Annotated in this window: 11 protein-coding genes and 1 pseudogene; all 12 read left to right on the top strand. The window is 60.0% G+C overall.

Annotated elements, in window-relative coordinates; genetic code table 11:
• Nucleotides 1–704: 704 nt before the first annotated feature.
• Entirely contained in the window at nucleotides 705–2312 is a 1608-nt protein-coding gene (dppA, locus tag AC1M2H_RS01215; protein ID WP_480149998.1) for a dipeptide ABC transporter periplasmic-binding protein DppA, read from the top strand.
• A 106-nt stretch (nucleotides 2313–2418) separates the two neighbouring features.
• Complete coding sequence (dppB, locus tag AC1M2H_RS01220) at nucleotides 2419–3438, top strand: dipeptide ABC transporter permease DppB (RefSeq protein ID WP_464415063.1); 1020 nt, start codon at nucleotides 2419–2421, stop codon at nucleotides 3436–3438.
• A 9-nt stretch (nucleotides 3439–3447) separates the two neighbouring features.
• Nucleotides 3448–4350 (top strand): dipeptide ABC transporter permease DppC, encoded by a 903-nt coding sequence (dppC, locus tag AC1M2H_RS01225; protein WP_426813818.1) that lies wholly within the window; start codon nucleotides 3448–3450, stop codon nucleotides 4348–4350.
• 10 nt (nucleotides 4351–4360) lie between these two features.
• A complete protein-coding gene (dppD, locus tag AC1M2H_RS01230; RefSeq protein WP_480149999.1) occupies nucleotides 4361–5344 on the top strand; it encodes a dipeptide ABC transporter ATP-binding protein in 984 nt (327 codons plus the stop codon).
• Entirely contained in the window at nucleotides 5341–6354 is a 1014-nt protein-coding gene (dppF, locus tag AC1M2H_RS01235; protein WP_480150000.1) for a dipeptide ABC transporter ATP-binding subunit DppF, read from the top strand. The genes dppD and dppF overlap by 4 nt, the downstream gene beginning before the upstream one ends.
• 484 nt (nucleotides 6355–6838) lie before the next feature.
• Nucleotides 6839–7405 (top strand): cellulose biosynthesis protein BcsO, encoded by a 567-nt coding sequence (gene bcsO / locus AC1M2H_RS01240; RefSeq protein ID WP_480150001.1) that lies wholly within the window; start codon nucleotides 6839–6841, stop codon nucleotides 7403–7405.
• Nucleotide 7406: 1 nt separating this feature from the next.
• Nucleotides 7407–8199, top strand: a pseudogene (locus AC1M2H_RS01245) (cellulose synthase operon protein YhjQ/BcsQ).
• A gap of 19 nt (nucleotides 8200–8218) precedes the next feature.
• Nucleotides 8219–10330, top strand: a complete 2112-nt coding sequence (bcsA, locus tag AC1M2H_RS01250) for a UDP-forming cellulose synthase catalytic subunit (RefSeq protein ID WP_480150002.1) — start codon at nucleotides 8219–8221, stop codon at nucleotides 10328–10330.
• Nucleotides 10327–12723, top strand: coding sequence for a cellulose biosynthesis cyclic di-GMP-binding regulatory protein BcsB (gene bcsB, locus AC1M2H_RS01255; RefSeq protein WP_480150003.1), 2397 nt, complete (start codon nucleotides 10327–10329; stop codon nucleotides 12721–12723). Before bcsA ends, bcsB begins: the two co-directional genes overlap by 4 nt.
• Nucleotides 12720–16772 carry a cellulose biosynthesis protein BcsC gene (locus AC1M2H_RS01260; RefSeq protein ID WP_480150004.1) on the top strand — a complete coding sequence of 1351 codons (4053 nt, stop codon included), beginning with the start codon at nucleotides 12720–12722 and terminating at the stop codon, nucleotides 16770–16772. Before bcsB ends, AC1M2H_RS01260 begins: the two co-directional genes overlap by 4 nt.
• Nucleotides 16772–17248 carry a cellulose biosynthesis protein BcsD gene (gene bcsD, locus AC1M2H_RS01265; protein WP_480151813.1) on the top strand — a complete coding sequence of 159 codons (477 nt, stop codon included), beginning with the start codon at nucleotides 16772–16774 and terminating at the stop codon, nucleotides 17246–17248. Before AC1M2H_RS01260 ends, bcsD begins: the two co-directional genes overlap by 1 nt.
• A gap of 11 nt (nucleotides 17249–17259) precedes the next feature.
• Nucleotides 17260–18279, top strand: a complete 1020-nt coding sequence (locus AC1M2H_RS01270) for a family 8 glycosyl hydrolase (protein WP_480150005.1) — start codon at nucleotides 17260–17262, stop codon at nucleotides 18277–18279.
• Nucleotides 18280–18292 lie beyond the last annotated feature (13 nt).

An 18292-nucleotide genomic window follows, 5' to 3' on the forward strand; every position in this document is an offset into this window, starting at 1 on the left:
TGTCTTCCGGCCTTCGGTTCGCCGATTTCAGCGGGGGAGCCAGGGCCCCGCTGTACGCCTTTTCTTCACAGAAGGTTCAACATCGCGGAGTAAGGGAGGGTCGGTAGTATGCGCGTTGAGCGGACGTAGCGGGTGCGTGACTCTATCCGACTCGTCAAAAAGGCGCTGATCCCCGTTTCTACCCGCCTGTTTATCGTTTTGTGACATCTTCCATTGTATTTTTTTATATATGAACCGATCTTTTTTCGCGAAGCTTATGGATAAAGGCAGCATTTTTCGCTGTGCGCTTTAACGTTCGCGCTATTAATCGCTCACATATTGGTCACATGGTAATAAATTTTGGCCATTTGCCAGAATTGCTTATCACTACATGTTGGAGGGTATTAAGGCATTTATGCTGGCTCAGTGCCGGTAGCATAAATTTCTCTGCTGAAAATAGCCTCGCGGAGTTTTTTTAATCTTTGCCTGCGGTTTCTCACCCCGGATGTAAAACCAGGTTGGCTGTATTGACGTTTTCCCATTCTGTTGACAGATTGTAGGGCATGAGGGGCATTTCATGGAGAATCCGCACTGCAACTCAGTCGTTTTTGTGAAAGGAATCCCCATCTCTCTCAGCGCCCTCGGGCACAACCGACCAGACCGGGTAAAAAATAAATAAAGGTCGGGCGGAAATATGCAAACAACATCACATCTGGAGCAGAATAATGAGTATTTCCTTGAAAAAGTCAGGGATGCTGAAGCTTGGCCTGAGCCTGGTCGCTCTGACCGTTGCCGCAAGCGTACAAGCTAAGACCCTGGTTTACTGTTCTGAAGGTTCGCCGGAAGGCTTTAACCCACAGCTATTCACCTCTGGTACTACCTATGACGCCAGCTCGGTGCCAATCTATAACCGCCTGGTTGAATTCAAAACCGGGACCACGGAAGTTATTCCTGGCCTGGCTGAAAAATGGGACGTGAGCGAAGACGGTAAAACCTATACTTTCCACCTGCGTAAAGGCGTGAAGTGGCAGGACAATAAAGACTTTAAACCGACCCGTGACTTCAATGCCGACGACGTAGTGTTCTCGTTCGATCGTCAGAAAAACGCGCAAAACCCGTACCATAAAGTGTCTGGCGGCAGCTACGAATACTTCGAAGGCATGGGCCTGCCGGACCTGATTAGCGAAGTGAAGAAAGTGGACGATAATACCGTCCAGTTCGTGCTGACCCGTCCTGAATCTCCGTTCCTCGCCGATCTGGCGATGGACTTCGCCTCTATTCTGTCAAAAGAGTATGCTGACAACATGCTGAAAGCCGGCTCGCCGGAAAAAGTGGACCTCAACCCGATCGGTACCGGCCCGTTCCAGCTGCTGCAGTACCAGAAAGATTCGCGCATCCTCTACAAAGCGTTCCCGGGCTACTGGGGCACCAAGCCGAAGATCGACAGCCTGGTCTTCTCTATCACGCCTGATGCCTCCGTGCGCTACGCGAAGCTGCTGAAAAATGAGTGCCAGATCATGCCGTATCCGAACCCGGCAGACATTGCGCGCATGAAAGAAGATAAAAGCATTACCCTGCTGGAGCAGCCGGGTCTGAACGTCGGCTACCTCTCGTTCAACACCGAGAAGAAACCGCTGGATAATGTGAAAGTTCGCCAGGCGCTGACCTATGCGGTCAACAAAGAAGCGATCATTAAAGCCGTTTACCAGGGCGCAGGCCAGTCGGCGAAAAACCTGATTCCGCCGACCATGTGGGGCTATAACGACGACGTTAAAGACTACAGCTACGATCCGGAAAAAGCGAAAGCGCTGCTGAAAGAAGCCGGTATGGAAAAAGGCTTCACCATCGACCTGTGGGCAATGCCGGTACAGCGTCCGTACAACCCGAACGCGCGCCGTATGGCCGAGATGATTCAGGCCGACTGGGCCAAAGTTGGCGTCCAGGCCAAGATCGTGACCTACGAGTGGGGCGAATACCTCAAGCGCGCGAAAGCGGGCGAGCATCAGACCGTGATGATGGGCTGGACCGGTGATAACGGGGATCCGGATAACTTCTTCGCGACCCTGTTCAGCTGCGCGGCGGCGAAAGACGGCTCCAACTACTCCCGCTGGTGCTACAAGCCGTTTGAAGATCTGATTCAGCCGGCTCGCGCCACCGACGATCATAACAAGCGTATTGAACTCTACAAACAGGCCCAGGTGGTGATGCACGATCAGGCTCCGGCGCTGATTATTGCCCACTCCACCGTGTTTGAGCCGGTGCGTAAAGAAGTTAAAGGCTACGTGGTCGATCCGTTAGGCAAACACCACTTCGAAAACGTCTCAATCGAATAAAAACAGTGTGGTCCCCCTCTCCCTTCACCGGGAGAGGGAATTGACATTTGTGAGCAATGCAGACGTCCTGTCACCAGGCAGAGCGTCACTATAGAGAATCCGGGTTATGTTGCAGTTCATCCTCCGACGTTTGGGACTTGTCATCCCAACATTTATCGGTATTACCCTTCTCACCTTTGCCTTCGTGCATATGATCCCCGGTGACCCGGTGATGATTATGGCGGGCGAACGTGGTATTTCCCCTGAACGTCACGCTCAGCTGCTGGCCGAAATGGGCCTCGATAAGCCGATGTGGCAACAGTATGCCCACTATATCTGGGGCGTGCTGCACGGTGATTTAGGCATCTCGCTGAAAAGCCGTATTCCGGTATGGGAAGAGTTTGTGCCGCGCTTTAAGGCCACCATGGAGCTGGGCGTCTGCGCGATGATTTTCGCCGTCGTCGTCGGTATTCCGGTTGGCGTACTGGCGGCGGTAAAACGCGGTTCTATCTTCGATCACACCTCCGTAGGCCTCGCGCTGACCGGCTACTCCATGCCTATCTTCTGGTGGGGCATGATGCTGATTATGCTGGTCTCGGTGCAGCTTAACCTGACGCCGGTCTCCGGGCGCATTAGCGATACCGTATTCCTTGACGATACCCTGCCGCTGACCGGCTTTATGCTGATCGACACCGCTATCTGGGGCGAGCCGGGCGACTTTATCGATGCCTTGATGCATATGATCCTGCCCGCCGTGGTGCTGGGCACCATTCCGCTGGCGGTGATTGTGCGTATGACCCGTTCGTCGATGCTGGAAGTGCTGGGCGAGGACTATATCCGCACCGCGCGCGCCAAAGGGCTGACCCGGATGCGCGTCATTGTGGTCCACGCGCTGCGTAACGCGATGCTGCCGGTCGTCACGGTCATCGGTCTGCAGGTGGGCACGCTGCTGGCGGGCGCGATTCTGACCGAAACCATCTTCTCCTGGCCTGGCTTAGGGCGCTGGCTTATCGACGCGCTGCAGCGCCGCGATTATCCGGTAGTGCAGGGCGGCGTTCTGCTGGTCGCGACGATGATTATCCTCGTCAACCTGCTGGTCGATCTGCTCTACGGCGTGGTGAACCCGCGTATTCGGCATAGGAAGTAAGGGGCCATCATGTCACAAGTTACTGAAAATAAAGTTGTCGCCGCACCGGTGCCAATGACCCCGCTGCAGGAGTTCTGGCACTATTTCAAACGCAATAAGGGCGCGGTCGTCGGTCTGGTGTACGTGGCGATCATGATTATCATCGCCGTATTTGCCAACTTCATCGCGCCGTATAACCCGGCGGATCAGTTCCGCGACGTGCTGCTGGCGCCGCCGGCCTGGCAGGAGGGCGGGAGCTTCGCGCACCTGCTGGGAACCGATGACGTGGGCCGCGATATCCTGTCGCGCCTGATGTACGGCGCGCGCCTGTCGCTGCTGGTCGGCTGCCTGGTGGTGGTGCTGTCGCTGATCCTCGGCGTGGTGCTTGGCCTGGTGGCGGGCTATTTTGGCGGGGTTGCGGACTCTATCATCATGCGCATCGTCGACATCATGCTGGCGCTGCCTAGCCTGCTGCTGGCGCTGGTGCTGGTGGCCATCTTCGGCCCGTCGATTGTTAACGCCTCGCTGGCGCTCACCTTTGTCGCCCTGCCGCACTACGTGCGCCTGACCCGGGCGGCGGTGATGGTCGAGGTCAACCGCGACTACGTCACCGCTTCGCGCGTGGCGGGGGCCGGGGCGCTGCGTCAGATGTTCGTCAATATTCTGCCTAACTGCCTTGCGCCGCTGATTGTTCAGGCCTCGCTGGGCTTCTCTAACGCCATTCTCGATATGGCCGCTCTTGGCTTCCTTGGCATGGGTGCGCAGCCGCCGACACCGGAGTGGGGCACCATGCTCTCCGATGTGCTGCAGTTCGCGCAGAGCGCCTGGTGGGTCGTCACCTTCCCGGGTGTCGCGATCCTGCTGACGGTGCTGGCATTTAACCTGATGGGCGACGGTCTGCGTGACGCGCTCGATCCCAAACTGAAGCAGTAAGAGGTTCGAGATGGCGTTATTAAATGTTGATAAATTATCGGTGCACTTCGGCGACGAAGGGACGCCGTTCCGTGCCGTAGATCGCGTGAGCTACAGCGTGAATCAGGGCGAAGTGGTGGGTATTGTCGGTGAATCCGGTTCCGGTAAATCGGTGAGCTCGCTGGCGATTATGGGGCTGATTGATTACCCCGGCCGCGTGATGGCGGATAAGCTGGAGTTTAACGGTCGCGATCTGAAGCGTATTTCGGAAAAAGAGCGTCGCCAGCTGGTGGGCGCCGAAGTGGCGATGATCTTCCAGGACCCGATGACCAGCCTCAACCCGTGCTACACCGTCGGCTACCAGATTATGGAAGCCATCAAGGTGCACCAGGGCGGCAATAAAAAAACCCGCATTCAGCGGGCGATTGACCTGCTGACGCTGGTGGGCATCCCCGATCCGGCATCGCGTCTCGACGTCTATCCGCACCAACTCTCCGGCGGGATGAGCCAGCGCGTGATGATTGCGATGGCGATTGCCTGTCGGCCGAAGCTGCTGATTGCCGATGAGCCAACCACCGCGCTGGATGTCACCATCCAGGCGCAGATCATCGAGCTGCTGCTGGATCTGCAGCAGAAAGAGAACATGGCGCTGGTCCTGATTACTCACGATCTGGCGCTGGTGGCCGAAGCGGCGCACAAAATTATTGTGATGTACGCCGGCCAGGTGGTGGAAGCCGGCGATGCGAAGGATATCTTCCGCGCGCCGCGCCACCCGTATACCCAGGCGCTGCTGCGCGCGCTGCCGGAGTTTGCCCAGGATAAAGCGCGGCTGGCGTCGTTGCCGGGCGTGGTTCCCGGCAAATATGACCGCCCGAACGGCTGCCTGCTCAATCCGCGCTGCCCGTATGCTACGGACCGCTGCCGCAGCGAAGAGCCAGAACTGAACGTTGTGGACCACGGGCGTCAGTCCAAATGCCACTTCCCACTCGATGATGCCGGGAGGCCAACCCTATGAGTACCGAACAGGCCACCGCGCAACAGCTGCTGTTGCAGGCCATCGATCTGAAAAAATACTATCCGGTGAAGAAGGGGCTATTTTCCCCTGAAAGGCTGGTCAAGGCGCTGGACGGCGTCTCCTTTACCCTCGAACGCGGCAAAACGCTGGCGGTGGTTGGGGAGTCCGGCTGCGGGAAATCCACCCTCGGCCGCCTGCTGACGATGATTGAAATCCCTACCGGCGGCGAGCTGTACTACCAGGGACAGGATCTGCTGAAGCACGATCCGCACGCGCAGAGCCTGCGTCGGCAGAAAATCCAGATTGTGTTCCAGAACCCGTACGGCTCGCTGAACCCGCGTAAAAAGGTGGGGCAGATTCTGGAAGAGCCGCTGCAGATCAACACCTCGCTGAGTAAAGAGGAGCGCCGTGAGAAAGCGCTGGCGATGATGGCGAAGGTGGGGTTGAAAACCGAGCACTACGATCGTTATCCGCATATGTTCTCCGGCGGCCAGCGTCAGCGTATTGCTATTGCCCGTGGTTTGATGCTGGACCCGGACGTAGTGATTGCCGATGAGCCGGTCTCTGCGCTGGACGTATCGGTGCGTGCGCAGGTGCTGAACCTGATGATGGACCTGCAGCAGGAGATGGGGCTCTCCTACGTGTTTATCTCCCACGACCTGTCGGTGGTTGAGCACATCGCCGATGAAGTGATGGTGATGTACCTCGGGCGCTGCGTGGAGAAAGGGACCAAGGATCAGATCTTCAACAACCCGCAGCATCCGTACACTCAGGCGTTGCTGTCGGCGACCCCGCGTCTCAATCCGGACGATCGTCGCCAGCGCATTAAGCTGACCGGCGAGCTGCCAAGCCCGCTGAACCCGCCGCCGGGCTGCGCGTTTAACGCCCGCTGCAGCCGCCGCTTCGGACCCTGCACCCAGCTGCAGCCGCAGCTGAAGGAGTACGGCGGTCAGCTGGTGGCCTGTTTTGCCGTTGACCAGGACGAAAACCAGGATAAACACTCCGCCTGACGATCCCGCTGCTGCTGAAGGGCGAAAGCCTCTCGGCAGCAGCGTACTTGCCTGCTGCCCTTTTCCCCCGCAGAACAATGCGCCCTCTTTTTAAATGCATCAGCCCGTCGACCTATATATACAAAGTTGTAAAAGGGTTAAACTATATTAAATTGATTATATTGAACGCCTGTTATGCTTATCCGATATAAATGGTTGGAATAAAAATCTGGTTATTTTTATTAATAAGGTGAATCTGAGAGGCGCATTAAGACACCTCCTGGAAAATGGAGCTATCATTTCGGATAAGAACTGATAGGGTAAACGCATAACTATCAGTCAATTAAAGCCGCTCTGACCTATACCCGGATACCATCTGTCGCATAGCCGATCTTCCTGATCAACTTAACTTTATGAAAAACAATAAAATACTCTATGCTCTGGAGGTATAGGGTCTCAATAAAAGCAGCTAAAATATAATGAATTTAGAATCATGGGGTTATCTATGAACCATTATGATGATTTGCAGCGCTTCAAGGAAAAGACGCGGACACAAGGTCTTCATTTCAAGGACCTTTCATCACAATCAGCCGCCCGGGAACAGGGAGATTGGGTTATTCTCAATCAGCTCGCTCCCGGGGAAAAAGAGTCCTCGCTGGCAATGGGAGGGTCGGTGTCGTTGCCCCTGCCGCAGCAGGTCCCCGCGGATACGTTTCTGTGGGTTGAGGCTGCGCCAGCGCAGCCCGCTCCCGAGCCCTCTGCGCCGATCCTGACGCCACAATCGGCCCCCGCTGCCGTCGTGCCGGCTGCCGCTGCGCCGCTGCCTGCCGTTGCAGCCGCCGCCCCAGCGGAACCGATACCGGCGATCCCCGCTGCCGCGCCGATTGCCGCGCCTGCGCCGGTAACGACGCCCGCGCCGGCGATGAGCGCTGCGCCTCGTCCGCAGCCGGCACCGCTGCCGGCCGCGGAAGGTTATGCGCACTTATTTGCGACGAAAGTCGCTGAACCTGCGGCTAAAGATAAAGATCAGCCGCTTAAATCTCTTTTAGAAAGGATTGCGACATGCCGCTGATCTGCGTGTGTTCCCCAAAAGGCGGCGTGGGAAAGACGACCCTCGCAGCAAACCTGGCCTGGTCGCTGGCGCGCGCGGGTAGCAAAGTTCTGGCACTCGATTTTGACGTCCAGAACGCGCTGCGCCTGCATTTTGGCGTCCCGCTTGGTGATGAGCGCGGGTACGTAGCGAAGGCGCTCGAGCTGCACGACTGGAGCCAGTGCGTGCTAAGCGCGGGCAGTAATATCTTCGTGCTGCCCTATGGCGACGTGACCGAAGAGCAGCATCAGGCGTTTGACGACCGGCTCGCCAGCGATCCGCATTTCCTGACTCGCGGGCTGTCGGCGCTGCTCAACTATCCGGGCCTGGTTATTATCGCTGACCTTCCTCCTGGCCCCTCCGCGGCGCTGACGGCGTTAACGCCGCTGGCGGACCTGCACCTGGTGCCGCTGCTGGCGGATACCGCCTCGATGTCAACGCTATCCCATGTGGAAAAGCAGCGCTTAACCGGCGGTGAGCTCAATCATAAGCTCGGACACTTTTTCGTGATAAACCAGAGCGATAATCGCCGTCAGGTGAGTCGTGACGTGGTTGCGTTAATGGAGGATAAGCTGAGCGACCGCCTGCTGGGCATTATCCACCGTGATGAAAGCGTCGTAGAGGCAAATGCTTCCCAAAAGTCGATTCTCGACTTTAGTTCATCCTCTTCAGCCGCCTTTGATATTGAAATTATTGGCAAAAAAATCTCTGCGCTGTTGGGTATCAATATTGGCGACGGCACGGTGCACAGCCAGCCTCGCATGTCAGGGCTTTAACTTATTGCAGGGCTGCTGAATGAAAAAGTCACTTTTCTGGTTGCTGGTACTGCTGCTGTCGCCGGTTGCCGTGCTGGTCGTTATCACGCCGATGGACAGCCAAAAGCAGTATCTTTTTGGTCTGCTGAGCATCGGTATTCTGTTCTTAATGGGATTCAGTAAGAATCGCAGCGTTTCCGTCATTATGGTCGTGACTTCGCTGCTGATGTCGACCCGTTATATGTATTTCCGCCTGACGCAAACCCTGCATTTTAACTCCGGAATCGAGACGATTCTGGGGATGGGGCTTTTTTTGGCGGAAGTCTATATCTGGGTGATGCTGATACTCAACTACCTGCAGACGGTCTGGCCGCTGAAGCGCGAAATTGTCCCGCTGCCGGACGATATGAGCACCTGGCCGACGGTTGATATTTATATTCCCAGCTATAACGAACCGCTCGAGGTGGTCCGCGATACGGTGCTGGCCGCACAGTGCATTGATTATCCTGCGGATAAGATGAAAATTTATCTGCTGGACGACGGCAAACGCAGCGAGTTTGCGGTGTTTGCCGCCGACGTTGGGGTGGGGTACATCACCCGTAACGACAACAAGCATGCCAAAGCGGGCAACCTGAACCACGCGATGACCCTCACCCAGGGCGAGCTTATCTGCGTGTTTGACTGCGACCACGTCGCCACCCGCGTCTTCCTGCAGGCCACGGTGGGCGGCTTCCTCAAGGACCCGATGCTGGCGCTGGTGCAGACGCCGCACTACTTCTACTCGCCGGACCCGTTCGAACGCAACCTCTCCGTTGGGCGCAATATTCCCAATGAGGGGATGCTGTTTTATGGCCCAATCCAGCAGGGCAACGACAACTGGAACGCGACCTTCTTCTGCGGCTCCTGCGCCGTTATTCGCCGCAAAGCGCTGGAGCAGATTGGCGGTTTTGCGGTAGAAACCGTCACCGAAGATGCGCACACCGCGCTCAAGTTTCAGCGCCTGGGCTGGAAATCGGCGTTCCTCGATATCCCGCTGGCGGCAGGTTTAGCCACCGAACGTTTAGTGGTGCACGTCATTCAGCGAACCCGCTGGGCGCGCGGGATGACGCAAATCTTCCGCCTTGATAACCCGCTATTTGGCCGCGGGCTGACCTTCCAGCAGCGCCTGTGCTATCTCAGCGCCATGCTGTACTACCAGTTTGCGCTGCCGCGCGTGGTTTTTGTCACCGCGCCGCTGGCCTACCTGCTGTTTAACCTCAATATTATCTACTCCTCGGCGAGCCTGATCGTCTCGTATGCGCTGCCGCACCTGTTCCTCGCCATCTACGTTGGCTCGAGGATGAACGGCCGCTATCGCTATAGCTTCTGGGGTGAAATTTACGACATCGTTCTGGCATTCCACCTGGTGCTGCCGACGCTGGTGACGATGATTTTCCCCAAACGCGGCAAATTCAACGTCACCGATAAAGGCGGCCTGCTGGACGTCGGCTACTTCGACTTTACCGTGGTCAGGCCGCATTTGGTGGTGGCCTGTCTGCTGGGCGTAGGCGTGGTGGTCGGTCTCGTGCGCGCCATCGGCCACGACTATTTCGGCTCCGATCCGAACGTTATCGCGCTGAACGTCGGGTGGGGGATCTACAGCCTGATCTTCCTGCTGGCGGCGATTGCGGTGGCGCGGGAAACCCGCCAGGTGCGCAAAACGATCCGTATTGACGTGGATATCCCGGTGCTCATTCACTACGCCAGCGGCATTGTCTCCCGTAGCCATACCGCCGACCTGTCGATGGGCGGCTGCCGTATCACCGTGCCTGACGATCGCCACCTGCAGGATAAAATCGAAGAGATTGAGCTGATTCTGCAGTCCGGGGCGATCTGCATCCCGGCCGAGCAGGTTACCGCCGATGCGCGCTTTATTCGCCTCAAGTTTGATGAAAATATCCCGCTCTCCCTGCGCCGCGAGCTGGTGCGCGTGGTGCTGGCCCGCGCCGACGCGTGGATTAATCCGCCGCGTCCGCAGGACAGGCCGTTCCGCTCCTTCGCCACCATTCTGCGCTGCGTATTTGAGCTGTTCTGGCTGACGTGGAAAACGCGACGCGACCGGCGTCGGCAGCGTCCTGCTGCGCAGACCGCGCAGGAGGATGGCCAGCTATGAAGCGATTAACGACCCTTGCGCTGCTGATGGGGATGTTCTCCGCCCCCGCGCTGCATAGCGAAGAGGCGCCGGCCGATCGCTCGGCTCCGCTGAACTTCCCGCTGCCGGACGCGGCCAGCGATAGCGCGCCGGATGAGAGCGCCGCGCCTGCTCCGACGGCGGCGGAACCCGAATCGACGGAGGCGCCGGCCTCTCTGCCCGCGATGCCGCCGGTTAGCGATCCGGCTCCGGACGTGGTGCCGCTAACGCCGATCGTCGGTGGCAGCCTGAATCTGGCGCAAATGGGGATGCCGGACGGCATTATGCTGAGCGGCGGCCAGCTGCAGGGCGGCGTGAGCTTTACCCTGCCTTCCGATCAGGTGGTCACCCACGCCGAGCTGATGCTGGACGTGCGGGTCTCGCCGGAGATGGCGGCCCGCAACGCCACCCTGCAGCTGATGCTCAACGGCCAGCCGCTGGGCACGGTGCCGCTGGGTACGGACGGCGCCGATATCTCGCACTTCCAGCTCGATATCCCGGCCGCGCTGATGGTCTCGAGCAACAATTTAAGCTTCAAGGTGAACGACGGCGACGCCATGCAGTGTCAGCTCAACGCGCGCGACGCCTACGGCATCACCGTTTTACCGGCCTCGCGTTTTACCTGGGAAAGCCAGCCGCTGAATATCAGCAACGACCTGAGCTACTTCCCGCGGCCGTTCTTCGACAGCATGCAGATGACCCCGGCGGATATCGCCATCGCCTACCCGCAAAAATCGGGGGCGGATATCTTCAGCGCGGCGGCGCTGGTGTCGTCATGGCTGGGTATCCAGGCGGACTATCGCGGGATTGCTTTTAACGCCCTGCGCGATCGCTTGCCGGAGCGCAACGGCATTATCATCGGCCACCCGGGCGACCAGGTGGGCGGTGTGACCCTGCCGCAAACCGACCGGCCGCTGCTGCGGGTGGTTGATAACCCCGGCAACCCGAGCTACAAGCTGCTGCTGATCGTCGGCCAGAACGATGCGGCGCTGCGCGCGGCGGCCTGGCGGCTGACCCGCGGCAATATTGCGCCGCAGACCGCGAGCATGACGGTGGATCCGCAGGCCATTCCGCTGGGCAAACCGTACGACGCCCCGCGCTGGATCCCCACCGATCGGCCGGTCAAAATTAGCGAGCTGCTGCGTAAAGATCAAAGCCCGACGGTGAGCGGAGTGTGGCACGAGCCGCTGCGCGTTGCTTTCCGCGCGGCGCCGGATCTCTACCTGTGGGATGGCGAAACCATTCCCCTGCAGATTAGCTACCGCTTCCCGTCTGAAAGCTGGATCAACGAAGACCAGTCGCTGCTGAGCGTCACGCTGAACAACACCTTCCTGCACAACTTGCCGATGAACAAGCAGGGGCCGCTGGAGAAGCTTTGGCGTCACCTGGGCGGCGATGCCCGCCAGGAGCGCTTTACCATCCCGCTGGCGCCTTATCTGATCTACGGGGATAACCAGCTCTCGCTCTACTTCAACGTGGTGCCGAAGGATAACGCCCCCTGCTCGGTGCTGCTGAATAACAACATCAAGAGCCGCATTACCGACGACTCATGGATTGATTTGAGCAATACGCGGCACTTCTCGCTGCTGCCGAATCTCTCCTATTTCGTCGGCGCCTCGTTCCCGTTCTCGCGGCTGGCGGACTACTCGCAGACCGTGCTGCTGCTGCCGGAGCAGCCGTCGGAAACGCAGGTGGCGACCCTGTTAAACCTGGCCGCGCGTTCGGGTAATGCAACCGGTACGGCGCTGGCCAATAACCGGGTGGTGCTGGGGATCCCTGAGGGCGGCGCGGGCCTGCAGTACCTGAGGGAGCGCGACGTGCTGGCGGTCAGCGCCCTTGACCAAAAAACCTTTAACCAGCGCCTGCTGGCGGACTCCCCCTACAATCCGGTGGATAACCAGCTCAGCGTTCGCGAATCAGGAAGCTGGGCGAAGGTGCAGCGCTGGCTAACCGGCGACTGGACCTCCGCAAGCGTCGATGCCGACCGTTACTTCTCCTCCAGCAGCGCCTGGCGCGGTTTTATCAGCTACCGCTCGCCGTGGAATTCACGGCGTACGGTGGTAGTGGCAATGGCCAGCAATGACGATCAGCTCGCGAGGCTGAAAAGCGACCTCGACTCGCCGCGGATCAACGCCGGTATTCGGGGCGATACGGCGGTGATCACCAGCGATAACGGCGTACGCAGTTTCCAGGTCAGCACGCCGTTCCCAAGCGGGCAAATGCCCTGGTACATGATGGCTATCTGGTACGCTAACCAGCATTCCGGCCTGCTGGCGATCCTCGGGCTGATCGCCACATCGATAATTGGCCTGGCGTTAACCGCCATGTTTAAACGGCACGCTCGCAAGCGTTTGAGTTCGGGGGATGGCCAATGAAACGAGCGATTAAAATGAATAGCAGGGCAACCCGCAGACTATCAACCTTCTGCCTGTCAGGCGCGCTGACGCTTGGCGCGTTCGGCGATGCCCTTGCCGCGAGCAACGATGCCGCGCTGCAGGCGCTTTTTGTCCAGGCCAACTACTGGCATGAAAAATCCCACGACGAGCTGGCGATGGAGTCGCTGCAAAAGGTGCTGCTGGTTGATGCCAACAACACCCAGGCGCTGTACCTGATGGCGCTCTGGGCGCAGCAGGGGGGCGATCTTCAGGCGGCGGCGCAGTGGCGGGCGCGGCTGGCGAAAACCTCTCCGGACAGCGCCAGCCTGCAGGAGCTCGACAATGCCAGAAAAATGACCCAGGTGCCGCAGGGGCAGCTGAGCCTTGCGAGGCAGCAGGCGCGCAGCGGCAACGTGCCCGCCGCGCTCGCCACCTGGCGCAGCATGTTTAACGGCAACGTCCCGCCGGCGGGGCTGGCGGCCGAATACTACATGACGATGGCCAGCGATAAAGCGCTCTATCCGCAGGCGATCGGCGAACTGCGCCAGTACGTGGCGCAGCATCCGCAGGAGAACGCGCCGCGGGTGGCGCTGGGCAAAGCGCTGACCTGGCGTGAAGATACCCGGCGGGAAGGGATCGCCATGCTGGAGCCGATGGCCAGCGGCAGCAAAGAGGCCGATAGCGGGCTGCGCCAGGCGCTGCTGTGGCTGGGACCGCAGTCCGGCGACCAGCAGTTTTACGACACCTGGATGCAGCGCCACCCGCAGGATTCCGAGGTGCAGAACTACTATCGCCAGCGGCTAAGCGGCCAGGCGCGCGGGGAGGGGTACGCCAACCTCAACAGCGGCAACACCGCCGCCGCGAAGCAGCAGTTTGAACAGGTGCTGCAAACCAACCCGCAGGACGCGGATGCGCTGGCCGGCATGGGCTATATCGCCCAGCGTAACGGCGATTTCCAGGCGGCATCGCAGTATTTGACCCGGGCGGCGGATCTCGGCGGCGATGACTCCGCCGCCCGGCGCCAGCAGGCTGCCGATGCGCTGTTCTACGGCCAGCTGGCCCAGGCGCAGCAGGCCTATAAGCAGGGCAATATCAGCCAGGCGCTGGCGCTTTCCGCTCCGCTGGCCCAGCAGGGCGGGACGCGAGGCACCTCGGCGAAGCTGTTCCGCGCCGACGTTCTGCGGCATAACAAAGACCTGCCGCAGGCCGAGCAGACGCTGCGTTCGCTGCTCGACGAGCAGCCGCAAAACGGCCCGGCGCGGGAGAGCCTCTATTACGTGCTGCGCGAGCAGAATAAAACGGCGGAGGCGCAGGCGATGCTGCGCACGCTGCCGGAGAGCCTGCAGCAAAAACTGCAGCCGCGGGTGGTAACCGGCATGCCGGGCGATTCGCTGCGCCGGCAGGCGCAGGAGCAGGCCAGCAGCGGTAACGTGAGTGGCGCCATCGCGCTGCTGCGCCAGGGCGTATCCCGCTACCCGGATGATGCCTGGATGCGGCTTGATTTAGCCCGGCTGCTGCAAAAATCGGGCAACGAGAGCGAAGCCGCCTCGACGATGGCGGCGGCCTGGCGTCCCGGCGCCAGCAGCGCCTCGCTGTACGCCGCGGCGCTGTATGCCAGCGAAAACGGCGGCTGGCAGCAGGCGCAAACGCTGCTGGGGCGCATTCCCGCCGCCAGTCAGACCGGCCAGATGCGCGATCTCCATCAGCGGGTGAACTACAACCTGCAGCTGGTGACGGCGCAAAACTACCTGGCGCAGGGCAATACGGTTGCCGCCTCCAACACCCTGCGGGCGATGGCCGCCACGCCGCCGAAATCGCCGGCGGACGCCGGCAAGCTGGCGCGGCTGCTGGCGCAGAGCGGCGATGTCACGACCGCCGTCTCGCTGGTGCGCAACAATATCAGCGGCGGGATCTCGGGCAACGCCGGCGACTATGCCGATCAGGTGTCGGTGCTGAATCAGGCGGGCCTGACCCGCGAAGCGCAGAACCTGCTGAGCAACCCCCAACTGCAGGCCAGCAGTACGCCAACGCAGCTGGCGAGCATGCGCAACGGCTATGTGATCAACGAAGCGGATCATCTGCGCGAGCAGGGGAACTACGCCGCGGCCTACGATAAGCTGATGGGCGCGATGCAAAGCGACCCGCAAAATACCGACCTGATGTTCGCGATGGCGCGGCTCTACCAGAGCGGCAAAATGAACAAAGAAGCCGGGGTGGTTTACGACTATCTGATGACCCGGGATACGCCGGATCAGGCGGCGCGCAGCGGGGCGATTGACGTTGCGCTCTCGGCGGGCGACAGCGACCGTGCGCAGCAGCTCGCCGGCGGGCTGCGTCAGGATAATTCACCGGACCGCCTGCTGCTGCTGGCGCGGGTTGAAGAGGCGCAGGGGCATCATCAGCAGGCGATGACCTATCTGCGCAGCGCGCGCGGCAAGCTGCTGGGTCTGCAGAGCAGCAACAGCGCGCAAACGCCGACCGTTGGCGGCGTGCTGGCGGCGGATAACCCCTTCGTCGGCGTCTCCCGCACCTCGACGGCGACGCGCACGGCCTCGACCTACGGGCAGTATATGCCGTGGCAGGTCGCGCAGGTATCGACGGGCGACGGAACCTCGCTGCCGGGGATCCAGCGTCCCGACCTGCCGGTAGAGACCGCGCAGACCCGCACGCTGCGCCAGGTGGATACCATGATGGAGTCGCTGCAGGAGAAAACCGGCAGCTGGCTGCAGGGCGGCATGGAGGTGCGCGGACGCGATGGCGAATCCGGTACCAGCAAGCTGACGGAACTGAAAACGCCGCTGACCTGGTCCTCGTCGCCGTTTGGCGATTCGCGCTTTGATTTCACGGTCACGCCGATCACGCTGAACGCCGGAACCGCGACCGGCGACGCGTGGCGGCGCTACGGCGCGAACCCGCTCTCTAACGCGGTCTCTAATATGATTAGTACCGTGACCAGCGAGCAGGCGGCGATTGCGGCGATGACGGATACCGAGCGAACGACGTACTTTGCCAGCAACCCTGGTGCAGAGGCGCTGAGCTCGCTGGGGACGCTGAACGCCTCCGATTTTAACGCCACGACCAGCAGCGGCATGGAGAATCTGGCGAAGCTGGGAGCCTATGATTCCGGGCAGGTTGCCAGCTATCTGGCCGCCTCCAGCCTGAAACCGAACGTCGACCAGGCCAGCGGCTCGACGGACGCGCAGAAGGCCAACGGCGTCGAGCTGGCGCTGGCGCTGAGCGGGGATGATTACCGCGTCGACATCGGCAGCACCCCGCTGGGGCAGGATCTGAATACCGTCGTCGGGGGCGTGAAGTGGTCGCCGAAGCTGACCAACTACCTGTCGCTGATTTTCACCGGCGAACGCCGCTCGCTGACCGACAGCCTGCTCTCCTACGTCGGGCTGAAAGACGCCTACTCGGGGAAAAACTGGGGCCAGGTGACCAAAAACGGCGGCACCCTGCAGCTGAGCTACGATGACGGCGACGCCGGCTTCTACGTCGGCGGCGGAGGCTATAGCTATATTGGCGACAACGTCGCCAGCAACACCAGCGTTAACGCCAACGCCGGGGTCTACCTGAGGCCTTACCACGACGAGTATCGCCAGCTGCAGACCGGCCTGAGCATGAGCTATATGGATTACTCGAAAAACCTGAGCTACTTCACCTACGGTCAGGGGGGCTATTTCAGCCCGCAAAACTACGTGAGCGTCTCGCTGCCGGTCAACCTAACGGAGAAATACGATAACTGGACGATGAAGCTGGGGGGCTCGGTGGGCTATCAATCCTATAGCCAGGATAGGAGCGCCTACTTCCCGACCAACGCCGAGTGGCAGCGGACCCTGGAAACCGCCGTCACCAACGGGTTCGCCAAGGAAGCTTACTATTCGGCAACTTCGAAGAGCGGCATCGGCTACACCCTGCGTGCCGGTGCGGATTACAAGGTAAACAAACAGATGACGCTTGGCGGCCAGGTGGGCTATGACACCTTCGGCGATTATAACGAAAGCACCGCCGGTCTTTATATCCGCTATATGTTAGGAGATAACTGATCATGACGGAAAATAATAACGCGGAGGCGCTGGCCTGGTTTCAGCAGCAGCAAACGCCTGCCGGATGGTTCGATCTGCTGATCGTTATGGTGGATGGCATGCTCAACAACGCGGGCGAGCTGGAGAGCCTGCCCTTTCTGCGCCAGATGGGCGAGGCGCTGGCGGACAACTATCCTCTACCTGATGCGGAGACGGTCGGCCAGCTGGAGGCCAATATCAACCAGCTGCTGAGCCGTTTTCAGTGGGGAGTGGTCAGCGTCGAGGTCGGCGACGACGGGCTGCGGCTGCGCCATCGGGCGCTGCCGGTCAGCCGCGATGAAGCGCGTCGCGTTCGCTGGTGTAATGCATTCTGTGCCATACTCGAAGGGCTTTATTCCCGCTGGCTGAGGGGGCAGGGCGGCGGCGCGCACGTTGTTTTACAGCGTGAGCGGCTGTTTTCTGTGTCTGACGTTCAGTTTCTCTACTTTCATCCATAACGAGTGCACTTATGTCCTTGCGTGCTTTAGTCGCAGTCATGGTTACGACGACGATGATGGTGCTTCCCCGCGCGTGGGCCGATACCGCCTGGGAAAGCTATAAATCCCGCTTTATGATGGCCGACGGGCGAATCGTTGATACCGGCAACGGCAACGTTTCCCATACCGAAGGGCAGGGATTCGCCATGCTGCTGGCGGTCGCCAAAAACGATCGTCCGACCTTTGATAAGCTGTGGCAGTGGACGGATAAAACGCTGCGCAATAAAGACAACGGGCTTTTTTACTGGCGCTACAACCCCGTTGCGCCGGACCCGATTGCGGATAAAAACGACGCCACCGACGGCGATACCCTGATCGCATGGGCGCTGCTGCGCGCGCAGCAGCAGTGGGGAGAGAAGTCTTACGGCATCGCTTCCGATGCCATCACCGCGTCGCTGCTGAAATCAACGGTGATTACTTTTGCCGGTCATCAGGTGATGCTGCCCGGCGCGAAGGGCTTCAACCGCAACGATCATGTTAATCTCAACCCCTCCTACTTTATCTTCCCCGCATGGCAGGCCTTTGCCGCGCGTACCCACCTGACCGCATGGCGTACGCTGCAGAGCGACGGTCAGGCGCTGCTGGGTAAAATGGCGTGGGGTAAGGCGCAGCTGCCCAGCGATTGGGTGGCGCTGAGAGCGGACGGCAGGATGGAGCCGGCAAAGGAGTGGCCGCCGCGGATGAGTTACGACGCGATTCGCATCCCGTTGTATCTCTACTGGGCCGATCCGCATAGCGCTCTGCTGACGCCGTGGAAAAGCTGGTTTCAGAGCTATCCGCGGCTGCAGACTCCGGCGTGGGTCAACGTCAATACCAACGACGTCGCCCCGTGGTTTATGACCGGCGGCCTGCTGGCCGTTCGCGACCTGACCAGCGGTGAAGCGCAGGAGGATCCGCAGCTTAGCGCGCAGGATGATTATTATTCTGCCAGCCTGAAGATGCTGGCCTGGCTGGCGCATAACGACCGTCGCCAGGCAACGACCGGCGTCTGAACGGGCCGCGGGG

The organism is Klebsiella sp. F11 (assembly GCF_056712265.1).